Genomic DNA, 16,137 nt, shown 5'->3' on the forward strand with positions numbered 1-16,137 from the left:
GAAGTATATCATACAGGATTATCCAATAAACACCGGTTGTTTCCATAGCAACAGTATCTACATTATTTTCCAGTAAGTAGGATGCTGCAGCTTCCAAATCCTCCGTAAAGGTGTCGAAACTTTTCACCTCTTTACCTTCCAATCCAACAAAAATTTTGCGGGCACCTATATCAATACCCGCCGCATGTGTTCTAATTTTTTTCATGGCGAATAAATTTTAAAAACCACAGTTGGAAAATCTTTCAGCTTGCAAGACTACCATTCGGGCATCAAGTAAATTGAGCACCAGCATCGCTAACAATATTTTCCAAAACCATACTCAGGAACAGGTATGAAAACACTATACTTATATCGGTTAACTCGTGGTTCATTATATTTACCAATAAAATTACGTCAAAATCCTACGCTAGGTAATTTTTTTTATCACAGGTCTCAGGATGACGATAAAACAAAAAGGCCTCACAGGTTTTCGAAAACCTGTGAGGCCTAATATTTTTATCAAACTTCCGAAGAAACTTAATTACCAGATCTTAACTCGATCTTCTGGTGCTACATACATTTTATCTCCTTCTTCAATATCAAAAGCGCTGTAAAAAGCATCAATATTTTGAAGCGGTACATAAGCTCTGTACATTCCAGGAGAATGAGGATCTGTCTTGATCTTGTTTTTCAAGGCTTCATCACGCATTTTGGTTCTCCAAACTGTTGCCCATGATAGGAAGAAACGTTGCTCTGGGGTGTAACCATCTATCTTTCCTGGATCTCCGTTTTCTTCTAAGTGAATTTGTAAGCCATCATAGGCAGCATTAACTCCGCCAAGATCTCCAATATTTTCACCAAGAGTAAACTGTCCGTTTATATAGACGCTATCCAATACTTCAATGTCGCTATATTGATCTGCAAGGTCTTTTCCAAGTGTTTCAAATTGTTTTAAGTCTTCGTCTGTCCACCAGTTATTCAGGTTTCCTTCAGCATCAAAACGAGAACCGCTATCGTCAAATCCGTGAGAGATTTCGTGCCCAATTACAGCTCCAATTCCACCGTAATTTACAGCAGCATCTGCTTTGTAATCGTAAAATGGGGGCTGAAGAATAGCCGCAGGAAATACAATTTCATTGTAGCTTGGGTTGTAATAAGCATTTACCGTTTGTGGGGGCATAAACCATTCGCTCTTATCTACCGGTTGACCAAGATCTGCCATATTATCGGCAACTCTCCACTTGCTGGAGTTCATCATATTTTGGAAAAAAGAACCACCGTTTTCAACATTTACAATTTCAAGGTCGCTATAATCTTTCCATTCATCTGGATAACCAACTTTAATAGTTGTAGTTCCCAGTTTTTCCTTAGCTTTTTTCTTGGTCTCTTCGCCCATCCAGCTTAGGTTATCTATCCTGTTTTCGTAAGCTTTAATCAGGTTAGAAATCATTTCCTGGGCTTTTTCTTTAGCTTCAGCCGGGAAATGTTCGTCTACATAAAGTTTACCTAAAGCTTCTCCAAGAGTTCCGTTTACAGTTTGTAGAGCGCGCTCGTCACGAGGTCGTTGCTCCTGTGCTCCTCTTAGGGTTTTGTTATAGAATTCCCAGTTTGCAGTTTCAATTTCTGTAGAAAGTGCTCCTGCTGCATCATTAAAGATGCTCCACTTTAAATAGTCTTTCCAGTCTTCAACAGAATTTTTAGCAATTACATCCTGAAGGGATTTCATATATTCAGGCTGAGAAACGATTATGGTATCTAAATTTTTTGCTCCAATTTCTTCAAAATAAGTATTCCACTCAAAAGCTGGAACCATATTTTGAAGCTCGGCTACTGTTTTTGGATTGTAAGTTTTACGGGCATCACGGCGTTCTACTTTGTCCAGTCTTGGTTCTGCAAGGCTGGTTTCAAAAGCTAAAATTCGTTCTGCTGCATCAGTTGCTTCTTCTTCAGAATAGTCTATATATTGAAGCATTCTGGTAATATGCTCCTTATATTTCTCCCTTTTTTCTTTGGAATCTGAATCATCTGCAACATAGTAGTCACGATCTGGTAGCCCTAATCCTGCAGGATAAAGGTAAGCAGCGTTCATATTACTGTTTTTAGCATCTGCACGAACCCCGAAAGAGAAAAATCCGGCACCGCCGTATTGTTGCATTTCGGTAAGGAATTCCTGTAGGTCTTCTTTGTTTTCAATAGCATCTACTTTTGCCAAATATGGTTTTACCGGTTCCACGCCTTTTTCATTTCGGGCTACGGTATCCATAATTGTATTATAAAGGTAAACCGCTTTAGCTTGATCACTCGAAGGGTCTAAGCTATCGTTAGCAGAAGCGCCTTCTAAAATAGCCATGGCATCTTTATCGGTACGCTCACGAAGTTCCATAAAACTTCCCCAGGTAGTCTGGTCTGAAGGGATTTCGGTAGAATCTACCCATTTCCCGTTTACATATCTAAAGAAATCATTCTGAGGTGCAACGGTAGTATCCATATACGCAAGATTAATACCGTGTACTTCTTCATTTTCAGCTTGGTCTTTGTCGTTATCCTGACAGCTGCTCAAGGTGGCAGCTCCCAAAACTGACAAGAACATCACTTTGGTTATTTTTTTCATGTGTGGTTTAAATTATTATGAATTTTGGCGCTAAAGTACTAAAAAGTAGCATACTTAGCCCAAGATTATTTAAGGCTGAAAATTTATTGATTTTTAAAGTGAGGATGGGCTTCCCTGTACTATTTCTCTTGAAGGTTTAATCAATTTCATTGATTAATTGTTTATCGAATTTTTCCTTCAATTTAGTTACTTCTTCAACATTCTCATTTGGAACGGTAATGGAAAGCACATAATGCGCAATTTTCCAACCTTCATTGGTTTTTTGAAGTACACCTGAGCCACGGCAGATTCCCATTTGCGTATTTAGCAACTCATCAAACCAGGCAATTTTGCTGTTTTCTTCGGTATAAATATTTCGTTCTAGAGTTGTGAAACTCCAGGCATTTCCACGATCAAAATATGGTTTTGAAAATTCCCGAAAATCATCGTTTTGCCAGTTTTCGGTAGCATCGGTACCTATAAAAACTCCGTCTTTGGTCATTAAACTGAAATACGTATCGAAATCGGCTTCGCCAGCGGCTTTGTGCCATTGAGTAAGTACAGCGTCAATATTAGATTTTTCCTGAGCCGATAGACTTATGCTGAAAATTAAAAAAAGTAGTGTTGTAAATTTTTTCATTTTGAATGAATTTTAATTCAAGATACCGATTTTTACTCAGCCGGAAAGATTTGAAACAGACGAAAGAACTAATCTATTCTACCGAAATTGAATCGACAGAAATAGTATCTCTTTCGGCTTTAAATTCATCGAGTTCATCTTCGAAATCTTCCAGCGTTTTTAGGAAAAGTTCATTAAGCTGAATCTTAAAATTATTGAATTCATCGGGAATTTCGCCAGCAACTTCAGTAATGGCATCGGCATCTAATTGCCGGCGATGAGAAAGTTGTTCTAAGACCTTTGCTTTGGTAGCCAAAACATTGGCACGGGCTCTTACCGCATTAGAGCTTAAAGAATCTGGAATACTGGTAGAAAGAGATTCCATAACCTGAGAAATTGGCCTGGAGCTTTCTATAGTTTGCTTCAGATTATAGTTTTTTAATTGGTCAACTTCATTTTGCGCCGCGATGTAAGCTAGCCACTGTATCGCGTGTTTTCTGGCTTCAGGAAGCAAAACCACTTCAATGTTAGTGGTCTTTATGGGTTGGTTTAATGCAGTAGAGTCAATCTTAGTACTGGCAATATTTTGATTTTCTGACTTTTCGCCACAAGACCAGAGAAAAATAAATGATATAAAAATCAGTTTTTTCATATAAATACAAAGTTAATCTAAAATATTTCAGATTTCATAAATTCATGGCGTGAAAGCCAAAGACATAAAAGATTTCTAATAAAAGTAAAGGTTTCGGCTACTTCATTGCGAAAACCTCTATATAAATAAATATATTTGCGGAAAAATCAATAAGATGGCCGGGAAAATTTTAATTATTGGAGCTTGCGGGCAAATTGGAACCGAGTTAACGCTGAAATTACGCGATCTCTACGGAAACGATCGGGTAGTGGCTAGTGATATTAGGGAAGGGAGCGAGGAGCTTATGGAATCTGGTCCTTTTGAAATTGCCGATGCTACTGATGCCGCTCTAATAGAATCTATTATTGATAAGTACAGCATTTCTGAAGTTTACCTTATGGCCGCTATGTTAAGCGCTACTGCAGAAAAAGTCCCGATGAAAGCCTGGAACCTTAATATGGATTCCCTTTTTCATATCCTGAATTTTGCAAAGGATAAAAAGATTGAAAAAGTATTTTGGCCGTCGAGTATTGCAGTTTTTGGGCCTACCACGCCTAAAAATGATACTCCGCAAACTACAATAATGGAGCCTTCTACGGTTTATGGAATTAGTAAACAAACCGGCGAAAGATGGTGCGAATATTATCACGATAAATACGGCGTAGACGTTAGAAGTTTGCGTTATCCTGGCATTATAAGTTATAAAACCCTTCCCGGCGGCGGAACTACCGATTATGCGATAGAGATTTTTCACGAAGCCCTTAAAAAGAAAAACTATACTTCATTTCTGGACGAAAATACCGGCCTTCCTATGATGTATATGGACGATGCGATTAAAGCTACCGTAGATATTATGGAAGCACCTTCGGAGAAAATAAAAGTACGTTCTTCTTATAATCTTTCGGCTTTAAGTTTTACGCCAAAAATTCTTGCTGAAGCTATTCAAAAGGAAATCCCTGAGTTTAAAATTGCTTATGACCCCGATTTTAGACAAAAAATTGCCGATTCCTGGCCTTCGAGCATAGATGACTCTGAAGCGAGAAAGGACTGGCAGTGGAAACACGATTTCGACCTGCAAAGCCTGGTTAAGGAAATGCTGGCAGGAGTTTCAGAGCAATTAAATACCGCGAAGTAATTCTATAAATCGAGAATTATTTCTTCTTTTTCTTCATTTTGTTCAACCAGATTAGTGTTCCGGTGATTGGTAGGCTGGTAGCGATCAAGCAGGCCAGAAAATAAATGACTTTAGAAAAAGTACCAAAGATCTCACCGGTATGAATGGGTTTTATTAAAGAAGCAACCTGAACATTTACCGGTTTTTCTGAAAATAGTTCTTTTTTGAGAATTTTCCCGTCACGATCTATAACTAACATATCATAAGTATTGGGCGACCAATTGCCGGATTCATATTTTCTAATTGAAAAAATACCCTTTTCGTCCTGCGGAAAAGAAATTGAAGTCTCCCCTGGATAATCCAGGTTTTTATTAGAAATATTGAGAATTTCAGTAATATCCAGCGTTTTAGAATTTGCGTTAATTTCTGAAGCGATTTTAGGCCCACCACGACCTCCAAAAACCTGGGTTCCTAAAACCTGGCTGCCCAAATCTTTATACCAATCAAAAGACCAGAATAGTCCGGTAAGTGTCATGACAACTAATACTAAACACGAATAAAAACCAAGGGTGTTGTGTAGATCGTGGTTAATTCTTTTCCAATTTGCTGACCATTTGATTTTAAAACCTGGTTTTAAAGTTTTCCACTTTATTTTTTTCTTCGGAAACCAAAGTACAATTCCGCTTATAGATAAAAAGAGAAAGATGATCGTAGCAATTCCCACAATGGGTCTGCCGATAGCAGAATCGAATAGCAACCAGCGATGCATTCTAAACATAGTAAAGAAAAAATCATCTGCCGGATTTTCACCTAGTTGTTGGTAATCACCGGTATATTGGTTTACATAAAAAGTGGTACCACGTCTATCTTCCGGCGAGGTTTTCACTTTGAATTCATAAGCTTTATTGGGATTTTTAGGCAACGTAAGCCCGGTAACCGCTCCTTCTTTTTCAAGGTTTTGCTGCAAATTTTCAACAGCAATTACTTCACCTTGTTGCGGGTCTACTTTTAATTCTTCAGCAAAAAGCGATTTTATTTCGGTTTGGAAGGTTAAGATAGTTCCGCTTAGGCAAACCAGGAAAAGGATAATCCCGCTCCCAAGCCCTAACCATAAATGCAGATCGTTGAGTAATTTTCTAAACGTATATTTTTTCTTTTTTTGCTTCTTCTTTGTCATGGATTCTGGTATAAAACTTAAAATAAGACTGACCGGAAAAAAGAATTTCCGGTCAGCCCTTTTTGGCAAATTCAAATATTTTTTAGGTGCTTAAAAAACTCCTATAAAGTGGCTTCCTTCTACATTTACCAGCTCGGCCCCTTTAGTTACCTCGCCCGTTTCTGTATCAATAATATAAATATTCCCGTTTTCTCCTACGGGAGCTTCGGTTACATAAACTTCATCTCCATCTACCACAAATCCCTGGTATTGGAATAGGTAGAAATCTTCGCTATATGGGATTTCATTTATTTTTTGTGCAGTTTTTGCTTCTAAATCTACCAGCGCGAAATATCCTTGTGCTCCTGCTACACCTTCAGTAGAACCTGCGTGGCGATAAGCTACAACTGCTTTTCCGCTTGCGGTAGGTCTCCAGGCCAGAATATAAGCGTCTTCTACACCTAAGGCCTCATCTAAGTTAAATACGTATGAATCGTCATACTGATTATTCGCACCAATTTTTAAGATATGAGAACCGTTGGGATCGCCCTGATTTGCCTGGTAAACACTTCCGTTCACTAAGAAAGCATTAATGCTTCGGTAACCATTGGTGTTTCCTTTCCCTACTTCAGAAGTAATAATAGTTGGGTTTTCTAAAGAAGGGTAGTCTAATACAATGGTTTTAGAACCTAAAACTTCGCCGTTCCTATCTGTTTCCCCGGTTTCAGGGTCTACCTTACTCATACGAGCTCCAATGTATAATTTATCTCCCGCAGCATTTAAGGTTGGCATATCAATCCTACCAATGTAATAGCCCTGTGCTTCCAGTTCTTCGCTTAGCTGAAGGTTTGATTCTTTGAATTCTTTTATTGCTGAGTTCTGTAAATCCAAGGTGACAATACCCATTGTAGCTTCAGTGCGAAGATAATTATCGTTATCATCAAACAGGTTCTCGGTATCTACATAAACTGCAGCTCCTGTTTGATCTCCATCAAATAATTTAATCCATCTTGGAGCAGAACCTACATATGGAGCAATGCTTATTTCAGTTCCGGTTTGTTCAAAATTTTGCCCGCCATTCACATTATATTTCGTGTAATTACCACCGGTATCGCCGGCATAACTGATATTGAATATAGTGCTGCCGTCTTCAGAAGATTGTAACCTGGCAGTTCTGTTAGAAGGTACTATAAATCCATTATCAAAAGGTTCTATAGATACTGTTGGGTCTTTAGCGTCTTTACTGTTTACAGAATAGATTAGGGTACCTCCATTACCATCGCCGGGATTTTCTCCCATTCTGGCGGCGGCAACGGTAATCCATCGGCCATCTTCATTTTCTCCCGGCTCCTGGCCGTTGTCAATAGGGGCGTCGTCACTACTACAAGAAGCCAGTAAGCCTGTTGCTATTGTAATGGTTGCTAAGGTTTTAATGCTGAAAAAATTACGTTTCATAATATTATTTTTATTAATTGGTTAAAATTTATTGATTGAATAATTTAATTTTAGATAAAAAGCCCTTCCCGGTTTTTGCACCGATAAGTTGTCGTAGACAGGCTTGTCAAAGATGTTTTTTACATCAAAACTCATTACGAAATTTTGATTCGGGAAAGTGTAGCTAAGGCCAAGATCTTGCGCTAATTGCTGAGGTACTTTAAAAAAATCGTCTCCTACCGTGTTGGATCCCTGGGGAACCAGATATGAAAATTCATCAGTAAAGTACATCGTGTAAAATAGATTTAGCCGGGAGTTTTTCTGAATTAAATTTTTAAATGAATAACGTAAGCTGCCATTCATGGTTAAAAATGGAGTATTGGGGACATCTATTTCTACGCCTCTGTTTTCAATTTTTAAATCGAATCGGGATACGTTGAAATTAAATCCAAAATTATTGTTGTAGGTATAACTGAACTGTGCGTCTATGCCTTTTGAAGTTCCGCTTCCCTGGTTTACATAAACGATTAATTCTTCATCCACATTTAAGGAAGTCTCGATAGGTAAGCCAATTCTATCTTTAATATTTCTGGTAAAAAGGTTTGTTGAAGCATTAAATCGATGTTTCTTAAGGTTAAATGTGCCTAGTTTAAGACCTAAATTATAATTGTTGCTTTGCTCGGGATTAATACTTGCATTTGCTACAACATTATCACCGTCGTTACCAAAAATTTCGGTTTCGTTTGGCAGGCGTACGGCTTTTTCGGCCGAAGTTAATAAGGTAATAGTGGAGCTAAGCTCGTAAGAAGCTGCAAAACCATAACCTTCATATTTTTTGTTGCTGCTTACAACATCATCTACAATTTGCCTGCTTCCGTCTGAATTTCTTTGAATTTCAGGATCTACACTTATTGATTTTTGTTGGTAGTATTTCCCGAATACATTGGTTTTTAACCTGTCGTCAAAAGCATTTAATTCATAGGTTAGTGAAAGTATGTTCTTGTGTAAATCCCGTGTTCCTAAAAAAGTATTTTCTAATACAGATTGTAGTTCGTCGCTATCTTCTCTGTCAATTCCACTATAAACGTGGTTTGCTAAAATTTTGTGGTTATCGTTAATAGCGTAAGCCAAACCTGTTCTAATCGAGGCAACATTTCGGTTAATTTTTGCAAGGGTAGGCCCGCCTTCTTGCTGTGAGCCCCAGGTATATTTGTATTCGTTACCTCTAAAATCTATTGCCCGTTCGCCGCTCCAGCTATAAGCCCACGGCACCGTGTCATTTACCTGGCGGTTTCGCTTCCCGTAGTATCCGGTGATATTTACATCTAATCCCGCGGTAAATAAATCTTTTTTGTGGTAAATTAAATTGGCAAGAGTTGCGTCAGATTCCAGGAATCTTCCTTCGTATGGCATAATAGTCATAAATGCACCATGTTGTACTTCTTTATAATCATCAGAACCTGTAAAACCTACAAAAAACTGGTCGGCCCATTTTATATCGGTATAGCCTAGTTGAACAGTACCTCCGGTAGACCTGTAGGCATCGTTAAACCTTCTTGCGGTAATAGGGGTTTGTTGGCCACCTAAACCTGTTACTACTACACTTCGGCCTGAAACTTCATAGTCGTTATCAGAATAATTATGAAAAGCAGAGGCTTTTACGGTAAACCCGGAATTATCAAACCTGTACAACCCATTTAAATTTGTTTGAAAAGTATTGAATGAGCCGTATGAAACAGACGCGTTAATAATTTCACTCGATTGTTTATTTAGCACAATGTTAATAGCGCCACCAAGGGCGTCATCTGCTAAATGGCCGGGAACAACTCCTTTATAAACTTCAATTCGCTCGATCATTGAGGGAGGAATACTGTTTAAGTTATAGGAAGAACCAAATGTGGAAATTGGAATTCCGTCTATAAAAATCCGTACTGCACTTCCCGATAATCCATTCAAACTGTATTCTGCACGAGAGCCTAAGCCACCATTTTGCCGAATTTTCACCCCAACGGTAGTGTTTAGTAATTCGTTTGTCTGGATATTTCTAATACTGGCTTCTCCGGTTTCTACAACATTAAGGGCAAAACCTTTTTTCTCCATTTTAGATTTGAATGATTGTGCCTGGAGGTATACTTCGCTTAATTCATTTTCTGAAGTATTAATAGTTATATTATGTTCTAAATTTTTAGAGTTTACAGCTATTTGATGGTGAGCTATAAAATTATCTTTACGAATTTCTAGTAAAAAAATTCCTGCCTGTAAGTTCTTTAATTGGTAATTGCCTTTTGAATCTGATTGGGTATTCTCACTTTGATAAAGATTGGAGGCTGTAACACTTGCTCCAATTAAAACATTCCCATTTTCATCTTCAATTATTCCAGAAATATTGAAGCTTTCAGGTTCAGTTTGCTGTGCGCTTAAAGTAGGCACACCAGCTAATAATAGCAGTAGAAAAAAGCTTATAGTAAAATTTGAATCCACAATTATATTTTATTATTCTTATTTAAACTAATTTTAAATAACTTGCAGCAAATTTATATTTTGGGTGTCTAAGGCAGTTTCTGTTTTGGGAATAAAAATTATGGAAAGCGTATTATGTATATTGAGTCTAAATTAGTAGAGATAAATGAATTATTGTTTTCATTAGACCTTTTAGAGGAAAAGGATCAAAATATTATAAAGGAAGAAATATCCAGATTCTCACAATCCTGGTTAAAAGCTAACAGCAAAATCCAGTTTACTAAGGGTTTATTTGTTGTTGATACCACCTTTAAAAACGAGAGGGATCTTACTGATGTCTTCAGCATCGGGGGCGAGTATATTCAGATATCTTATTTAGGCAAGGGAGATTCGCATTTAATTTCAGCAAAAGAGAAGAAGCCCATAGGAATGGGAAGTATTAACTGTTGTTACGAACATGATACGATTAGTACAATAGAAATGCCTGCAAATAGCCCTACACATTACCAGGCGGTTTTTCTTTCAAAAGAATATTACCTGCAATTGTTAAAAGATGAAGCCTGGATAAAGAATAATATATTTTATAGAAATATAATCGAGGGCAATTACATAAAATGGGGAACTTGTAAATTTCATATCGATTATAGTTTATATCATATTTTAAATGAGATTACACAGGGTGATTGGGAATCTGATTTCAAGAAATACTACCTAGATCTAAGGCTTAAAGAATTGTTTCTTTCCTTGCATTTATGCCAGCAAGAAGTATGTAGTGGAGTAGGAAAAGGTATAAGTGTGGAAAATCTTGAAAAAATAAGAACGGCTCACGCTTATCTAATTGAAAATTTTAAAAATCCACCTACAATAAAAGTGCTGGCCAGAAAAGTGCTTTTGAATGAGCTTCAGCTAAAAAAGGACTTTAAAAAAATGTATGGGAAAACGATTAGAAGTTTTATAATTGAGTTGCGAATGGAGAAGGCTAAAAGTTTATTGGGCAAATATACGGTAAATGAAATGGCCGGTATTTTGGGATATAAGAGCGTTCCGCATTTTATAAACACCTTTAAGAAGTGTTATGGGTATACCCCGAAACAAGGATTAAATCAGTAAAATTAGAGCATAAAAAAAGCCGCTATCACAGCGGCTTTTCAAGTTCTTGAAATAGGATAATATATATTATTCTATAACGCGTACTTCCGCAGCGTTAACTCCTTTTCTACCTTCTACTTCAACGTACTCAACTTTATCACCTTCGTTCAAGCTCTCGCCATCTAATCCAGTAATGTGTACGAAGATGTCTCTTCCTGTTTCGTCGTTGGTAATGAATCCATATCCTTTTGATTCATTGAAAAATTTAACTGTACCTTCCATCGTAATAATAAAATAAATAATTAATAAAGGGCAAAGTTAGCAATATATTATTGATGACAATGCAATATTTTTGATTTTCTTTTGAAAGACTTCTAAAACAGGTGATTAATCTATGCCTTTATCTTTCATTCTATCCATGTTCTCTTTAGTGAGAGTGTAGTCTTTGAGACGTTTTCCCTTCCATCTCACATACAGGAAAATAGGCATTAAAATAAATGCACTCGCCAGCACAGCCAGGCCAATTATCTGGTCTCCCAGCAAAACATCTTCATAAGTGCGGTAATAAAACCCCACCCCGATGGCAATTAATATTAAAATTCCTAAAATTTTTAAAATGGTATTCATAGCATTAAACGGTTACTTCTATTAATTTCTGGCGGTATGCGGTGAGTAATTTGGATTTAGAAATAAAACCAACATATTTGCCATCATCTACTACCGGCAGATTCCAGGCATTTGTTTCCTGAAATTTACTCATGATATCTTTTGGCCTATCTTTTCTAAGATCAATAATTTCCGGAGCTCGTTGCATAATGTCACTCACCTTTACTTCTTCATACATTTTCTGATCAAACATTATTGGCCTTATATCATCTAATAGAATAATTCCTAAGAATTTACGATTTTCATCGATAACGGGGAAAAGATTCCGGGAAGATTTTATTACGCCTTCGTGAATAACATCTCCCAGATTCATATCTATATTAAGGGTTACAAAGTTTTTCTCTATAATCTGCTGAATATTTAAAAGGGTTAAAACGGCCTGGTCTTTATTGTGAGTAATTAACTCCCCGCGTTGTGCAAGTTCTGTAGTGTATACCGAATGCGGCTGAAACCTGGTCGTAACTGCAAACGAAATGGCTGCGGTGATCATTAGCGGAACAAAAAGTTCGTACCCGCCGGTAAGCTCGGCAATAAGGAAAATCGCGGTAAGCGGCGCGTGCATTATTCCGGCCATAACCCCGGCCATTCCTACCAGTGTGAAATTACTAACCGAAATAGGATTATTTAAAATCCCGAGATTGTTAATAATAAGAGCGAAACAATGGCCCATGGCGCTACCCATATATAAAACCGGCGCAAAAATACCTCCAACTCCGCCGGCACCCAGGGTTAATGAAGTCGCGATTACTTTAAAAACTACCAGTCCTGCCAGCAGAAGAATTACCACCCAAATATTATCTAAGTAGGCATCAAATAAATTGGTTTGCAAGGCGAAAATATAATTTTCCTGCAGCAAATTATTTATTACATCGTAACCTTCTCCATATAGCGGAGGAATAAAAAAGATTAATACACCAAGCCCGAGACCGCCGGCGAGTAATCTTAAGAACCCCGATTTTATTTTTCGGAATATTGCGGCGAACTTAAAATAAACCTTTCCGAAATAAATAGAACAAACCGCTGCTATTACGCCCAGTAAAACATAAAATGGAACTTCAGAAACATTAAACTGATCACTTAATTGATAGTGTAAAATGATATCGTTGCCAAAAAAGAAATAGGAGGTAAGTATGGCTGAAACCGAAGCTGTAAGTAACGGAATCATAGAAACCAACGTAAGGTCAAGGCTAAATATTTCAATCGCAAAAATAATAGCGGCAATTGGTGCTTTAAATAAAGAAGACATTGCCCCGGCAGCAGCACAACCTATTAAAAGTGTGCGCGTGGCCTGGTTCATTTTGAATAAGCGAGATAAGTTGGAGCTTATGGAAGCCCCGGTAGCCACTGTAGGCGCTTCTAATCCTACCGATCCTCCAAACCCAACGGTAAGCGGGGCGGTTATTAAAGAGGCGTAAGATTGAAACCTGCGCATAATTCCCTGCCTTTTAGAAATAGCGTGCAAAACGGTGGGAATACCGTTTCCTATATCTTTTTTGATAACATATTTAATGAGAAAGACAGAAAGGGCAATCCCCAGGATTGGGAAAATAAAATAGAAAGCATTGTGATAATTCACAATAAACTCGTCTTCCAGTAAACGCTGAATATAGTGGGTGAAATTCTTGATGCCTACCGCTACAAGTCCCGCCAGGAAGCCAATGAGGGAGCTTAGCACCATCAAGAATTGTTGATGGCTAAGGTTCCTGGTGCTCCAGTCTGAAAAACGGGTTAGAAGTTCTGTAACTCTGGTACTCACTCAAAAATTTATTTAAGTGAAGATAAAAAAATCCCGATGTGAAACCGGGATTTTTCATCAATTATAATTTTACTCGATAATCGAGATTCAAATGCTCTGGCGTTTGCATTGAATACAAAGAATCATTTTTCACGGATACTTTTTGAGCTTTATTTCAGGTAGTTTACCTGTAAATGAAGTTCTTTAAGTTGTGATTCGTCAAGTGTGGCCGGCGCATCTATCATCACGTCCCTGCCGTTGTTGTTTTTAGGAAAAGCAATAAAATCCCTAATGCTTTCCTGACCGCCAAGAATGGCTACCAACCTGTCAAAGCCAAATGCAAGCCCGCCGTGAGGTGGTGCCCCGTATTGGAAAGCATCCATTAAAAAGCCGAATTGTGCTTTAGCTTCTTCCGGAGTAAACCCTAAATAATCGAACATTTTTGCCTGGGTTTCCTTGTCATGGATCCTTATGGAGCCACCCCCAATTTCATTTCCGTTCAGCACCAAATCGTAAGCATTCGCTCGAACTTCTCCCGGTTTTGTTTCCAGAAGGGCAAAATCTTCTTTTTTAGGCGAGGTAAAAGGGTGGTGCATCGCGTGAAAACGATTTGTTTCTTCATCCCATTCTAAAAGTGGGAAATCTACTACCCAAAGCGGGGCGAATTCATTAGCCTTTCTTAAACCTAATTCGTTTCCTAAGTGCATTCTTAAAGCGCTTAGCTGGGTTCTCGTTTTGTCGGCATCACCGGCCATTACAAGTATAAGATCGCCGGGTTTTGCATTTGCAGCTTCTGCCCAGGTTTTTAGATCTTCTTCGGAATAAAATTTATCTACGGAAGATTTTAAAGTTCCGTCTTCATTATATTTTGCCCAAACGAGTCCGTTGGCGCCAACCTGTGGTCTTTTAACCCAGGATATTAATTTGTCTATTTCCTTTCGGGTGAAGGAAGCTGCTCCCGGAACCGCAATTCCCACAACCAGTTCCTGCTGATCAAAAACATTAAAACCTTTGTCTTTGGCAAGTTCGTTTAATTCGGTAAACTCCATCCCAAACCTTATGTCTGGTTTGTCGTTTCCGTATTTTTTCATCGCTTGAGCGTAGGTCATTCTTGGGAATTCGGCTACTTCTACACCGTTGATTTCTTTCAGTAAATGTCTGGTTAAACCTTCAAAAATATTCAGGATATCTTCCTGCTCAACAAAAGCCATTTCACAGTCAATCTGGGTGAATTCCGGCTGTCTATCGGCTCTAAGATCTTCATCCCTGAAACACTTTACAATTTGGAAATATTTATCTATTCCGCCAACCATAAGCAATTGCTTAAAGGTTTGTGGTGATTGTGGAAGGGCGTAGAACTGACCTTCGTTCATTCGGCTTGGTACTACAAAATCGCGAGCCCCTTCAGGAGTAGATTTTATTAAATACGGAGTTTCCACCTCGATAAAGTCTTGTTTTGAAAGATAATTTCTAACTTCCATTCCCACCTTATGGCGAAATTTCAGTTTATTTTTCACCGGATTTCTACGAATATCGAGGTAACGGTATTTCATTCTTAAGTCTTCACCGCCATCGGTTTCATCTTCAATAGTAAAAGGAGGGGTGAGGGAAGTGTTGAGAATATTCACTTCTCCAACCAAAACTTCAATTTCACCGGTTGGAATATTGGTATTTTTAGATTCCCGCTCAATTACTTTTCCGCTAATTTGAATTACAAATTCACGACCCAGTTTTTGAGCTTTTTCCATAAGTTCTTTTGAAGAGCGTTCTTCATCAAAGATAAGCTGGGTGATGCCGTAACGATCGCGCAAATCTACCCAAACCATAAAACCTTTGTCCCTTATTTTTTGAACCCAGCCCGAAAGTTTTACTTCCTGGCCAATTGAAGCTGCATTTAATTCCCCGCAGGTGTGACTTCTATACATAATATTCCTGAAATTTTAAGTAGCGCAAAAGTAAGAAGTTCTATTGGGTTTCCCGATAAAATCGACTTAGAAAATACTCCCTAAATGCGATTTAAATACTCGTTCGCTCGCTTGAAAATCATATAATCTTTTAAATCATTTAAGCTGATTATCTCGGGAAAAAATCCTGTGTTAAGTTAAAAAATAACATTTAAGTAATTGTTTATCAGTTTTTTAATGTTTTAATGTTAACTTAATGTTACGTGAGTGTTGTTTTAAAGTAAACATTTAGCTATATTTGTGAAGTAAAGTTTAAAAAATAAGACTATGAAAAAGATAAAAAACATATTGATGGCTGCCATTTTTACCTTTGGAGCAGCTGCTATGGCGCAAGAAAGTCCGGAACCAAAATTTGAAAAAGAAGGAGATCTTATTAAGGGAACTTTCTTTTATGAAGACGGTTCTGTAAAACAAATGGGAACTTACAAAGATGGAAAGCTTCATGGCGAATGGATTGCTTATGATGCAGACGGTAAAAAGCAAAGCATTGCCACATACACTGAAGGGAATAAAACCGGCAAATGGTTTTTCTGGACCTCAGATAAATTGACTGAAGTAGATTACGACAATAATCAAATCGCCGGGGTAAATACCTGGAAGAGTGATGGTACTTTAGCTGATAACTAAAAGCTAAATTTCTTTACAATAAAATTTAAAGGCTGTCTGAAAAGACGGCCTTTTTTTGTTCAATTAAATCTGA

Annotated in this window: 13 protein-coding genes and 1 pseudogene; 3 read left to right on the plus strand and 11 right to left on the minus strand. The window is 37.8% G+C overall.

The window, feature by feature from the left end; genetic code table 11:
- The 4 genes and pseudogenes from LB465_RS03855 to LB465_RS03870 form a co-directional block, all read right to left on the minus strand.
- A pseudogene (locus LB465_RS03855) lies at window positions 1–205 on the minus strand (IS110 family transposase); the annotation flags it as partial.
- Between the two features lie 315 nt (window positions 206–520).
- Complete coding sequence (locus tag LB465_RS03860) at window positions 521–2,590, minus strand: M13 family metallopeptidase (protein ID WP_224467228.1); 2,070 nt, start codon at window positions 2,588–2,590, stop codon at window positions 521–523.
- A gap of 136 nt (window positions 2,591–2,726) precedes the next feature.
- Entirely contained in the window at window positions 2,727–3,209 is a 483-nt protein-coding gene (locus tag LB465_RS03865; protein WP_224467231.1) for a nuclear transport factor 2 family protein, read from the minus strand.
- Between the two features lie 73 nt (window positions 3,210–3,282).
- A complete protein-coding gene (locus LB465_RS03870) occupies window positions 3,283–3,840 on the minus strand; it encodes a hypothetical protein (RefSeq protein WP_224467233.1) in 558 nt (185 codons plus the stop codon).
- A gap of 154 nt (window positions 3,841–3,994) precedes the next feature.
- Here LB465_RS03870 and LB465_RS03875 point away from each other — a divergent pair, with 154 nt between their 5' ends.
- Entirely contained in the window at window positions 3,995–4,954 is a 960-nt protein-coding gene (locus tag LB465_RS03875; RefSeq protein WP_224467235.1) for an NAD-dependent epimerase/dehydratase family protein, read from the plus strand.
- Between the two features lie 16 nt (window positions 4,955–4,970).
- Here the strand turns inward: LB465_RS03875 and LB465_RS03880 are convergent, their stop codons facing one another.
- The 3 genes from LB465_RS03880 to LB465_RS03890 form a co-directional block, all read right to left on the minus strand.
- A complete protein-coding gene (locus LB465_RS03880) occupies window positions 4,971–6,110 on the minus strand; it encodes a PepSY-associated TM helix domain-containing protein (protein WP_224467237.1) in 1,140 nt (379 codons plus the stop codon).
- 90 nt (window positions 6,111–6,200) lie between these two features.
- The gene (locus LB465_RS03885; protein ID WP_224467239.1) at window positions 6,201–7,544 is read right to left on the minus strand and encodes a hypothetical protein; all 1,344 of its coding nucleotides are present in this window, start codon (window positions 7,542–7,544) and stop codon (window positions 6,201–6,203) included.
- Between the two features lie 21 nt (window positions 7,545–7,565).
- Window positions 7,566–10,004: a TonB-dependent receptor gene (locus LB465_RS03890; RefSeq protein WP_224467241.1), complete on the minus strand. Its 2,439-nt coding sequence runs from the start codon at window positions 10,002–10,004 to the stop codon at window positions 7,566–7,568.
- 114 nt (window positions 10,005–10,118) lie between these two features.
- On the opposite strand from LB465_RS03890, the gene LB465_RS03895 reads away from it, so the two are divergent.
- Entirely contained in the window at window positions 10,119–11,093 is a 975-nt protein-coding gene (locus tag LB465_RS03895) for a helix-turn-helix transcriptional regulator (protein ID WP_224467243.1), read from the plus strand.
- A gap of 66 nt (window positions 11,094–11,159) precedes the next feature.
- Here LB465_RS03895 and LB465_RS03900 read toward each other — a convergent pair whose 3' ends face one another.
- The 4 genes from LB465_RS03900 to aspS form a co-directional block, all read right to left on the minus strand.
- On the minus strand, window positions 11,160–11,354 hold the full coding sequence (locus LB465_RS03900; protein ID WP_037318850.1) for a cold-shock protein: 195 nt from the start codon (window positions 11,352–11,354) through the stop codon (window positions 11,160–11,162).
- 105 nt (window positions 11,355–11,459) lie between these two features.
- A complete protein-coding gene (locus LB465_RS03905; protein ID WP_224467245.1) occupies window positions 11,460–11,699 on the minus strand; it encodes a hypothetical protein in 240 nt (79 codons plus the stop codon).
- Window positions 11,700–11,703: 4 nt separating this feature from the next.
- The gene (locus LB465_RS03910) at window positions 11,704–13,494 is read right to left on the minus strand and encodes a chloride channel protein (protein WP_224467247.1); all 1,791 of its coding nucleotides are present in this window, start codon (window positions 13,492–13,494) and stop codon (window positions 11,704–11,706) included.
- A gap of 149 nt (window positions 13,495–13,643) precedes the next feature.
- Window positions 13,644–15,398, minus strand: a complete 1,755-nt coding sequence (gene aspS / locus LB465_RS03915) for an aspartate--tRNA ligase (RefSeq protein ID WP_224467250.1) — start codon at window positions 15,396–15,398, stop codon at window positions 13,644–13,646.
- A 306-nt stretch (window positions 15,399–15,704) separates the two neighbouring features.
- Between aspS and LB465_RS03920 the strand changes: the two genes are divergently transcribed.
- Window positions 15,705–16,064: a toxin-antitoxin system YwqK family antitoxin gene (locus LB465_RS03920; RefSeq protein ID WP_224467252.1), complete on the plus strand. Its 360-nt coding sequence runs from the start codon at window positions 15,705–15,707 to the stop codon at window positions 16,062–16,064.
- Window positions 16,065–16,137: the final 73 nt, after the last annotated feature.

It is taken from the genome of Salegentibacter lacus (assembly GCF_020164555.1).
GTDB classification, from domain to species: Bacteria; Bacteroidota; Bacteroidia; order Flavobacteriales; family Flavobacteriaceae; genus Salegentibacter; species Salegentibacter lacus.

Coding starts and splice junctions, on each gene's coding strand:
- LB465_RS03860 (WP_224467228.1), bottom strand. CDS start 2,590: ATGAAAAAAATAACCAAAGTGATGTTCTTGTCAGTTTTGGGAGCTGCC.
- LB465_RS03865 (WP_224467231.1), bottom strand. CDS start 3,209: ATGAAAAAATTTACAACACTACTTTTTTTAATTTTCAGCATAAGTCTA.
- LB465_RS03870 (WP_224467233.1), bottom strand. CDS start 3,840: ATGAAAAAACTGATTTTTATATCATTTATTTTTCTCTGGTCTTGTGGC.
- LB465_RS03875 (WP_224467235.1), top strand. CDS start 3,995: ATGGCCGGGAAAATTTTAATTATTGGAGCTTGCGGGCAAATTGGAACC.
- LB465_RS03880 (WP_224467237.1), bottom strand. CDS start 6,110: ATGACAAAGAAGAAGCAAAAAAAGAAAAAATATACGTTTAGAAAATTA.
- LB465_RS03885 (WP_224467239.1), bottom strand. CDS start 7,544: ATGAAACGTAATTTTTTCAGCATTAAAACCTTAGCAACCATTACAATA.
- LB465_RS03895 (WP_224467243.1), top strand. CDS start 10,119: ATGTATATTGAGTCTAAATTAGTAGAGATAAATGAATTATTGTTTTCA.
- LB465_RS03900 (WP_037318850.1), bottom strand. CDS start 11,354: ATGGAAGGTACAGTTAAATTTTTCAATGAATCAAAAGGATATGGATTC.
- LB465_RS03905 (WP_224467245.1), bottom strand. CDS start 11,699: ATGAATACCATTTTAAAAATTTTAGGAATTTTAATATTAATTGCCATC.
- aspS (WP_224467250.1), bottom strand. CDS start 15,398: ATGTATAGAAGTCACACCTGCGGGGAATTAAATGCAGCTTCAATTGGC.
- LB465_RS03920 (WP_224467252.1), top strand. CDS start 15,705: ATGAAAAAGATAAAAAACATATTGATGGCTGCCATTTTTACCTTTGGA.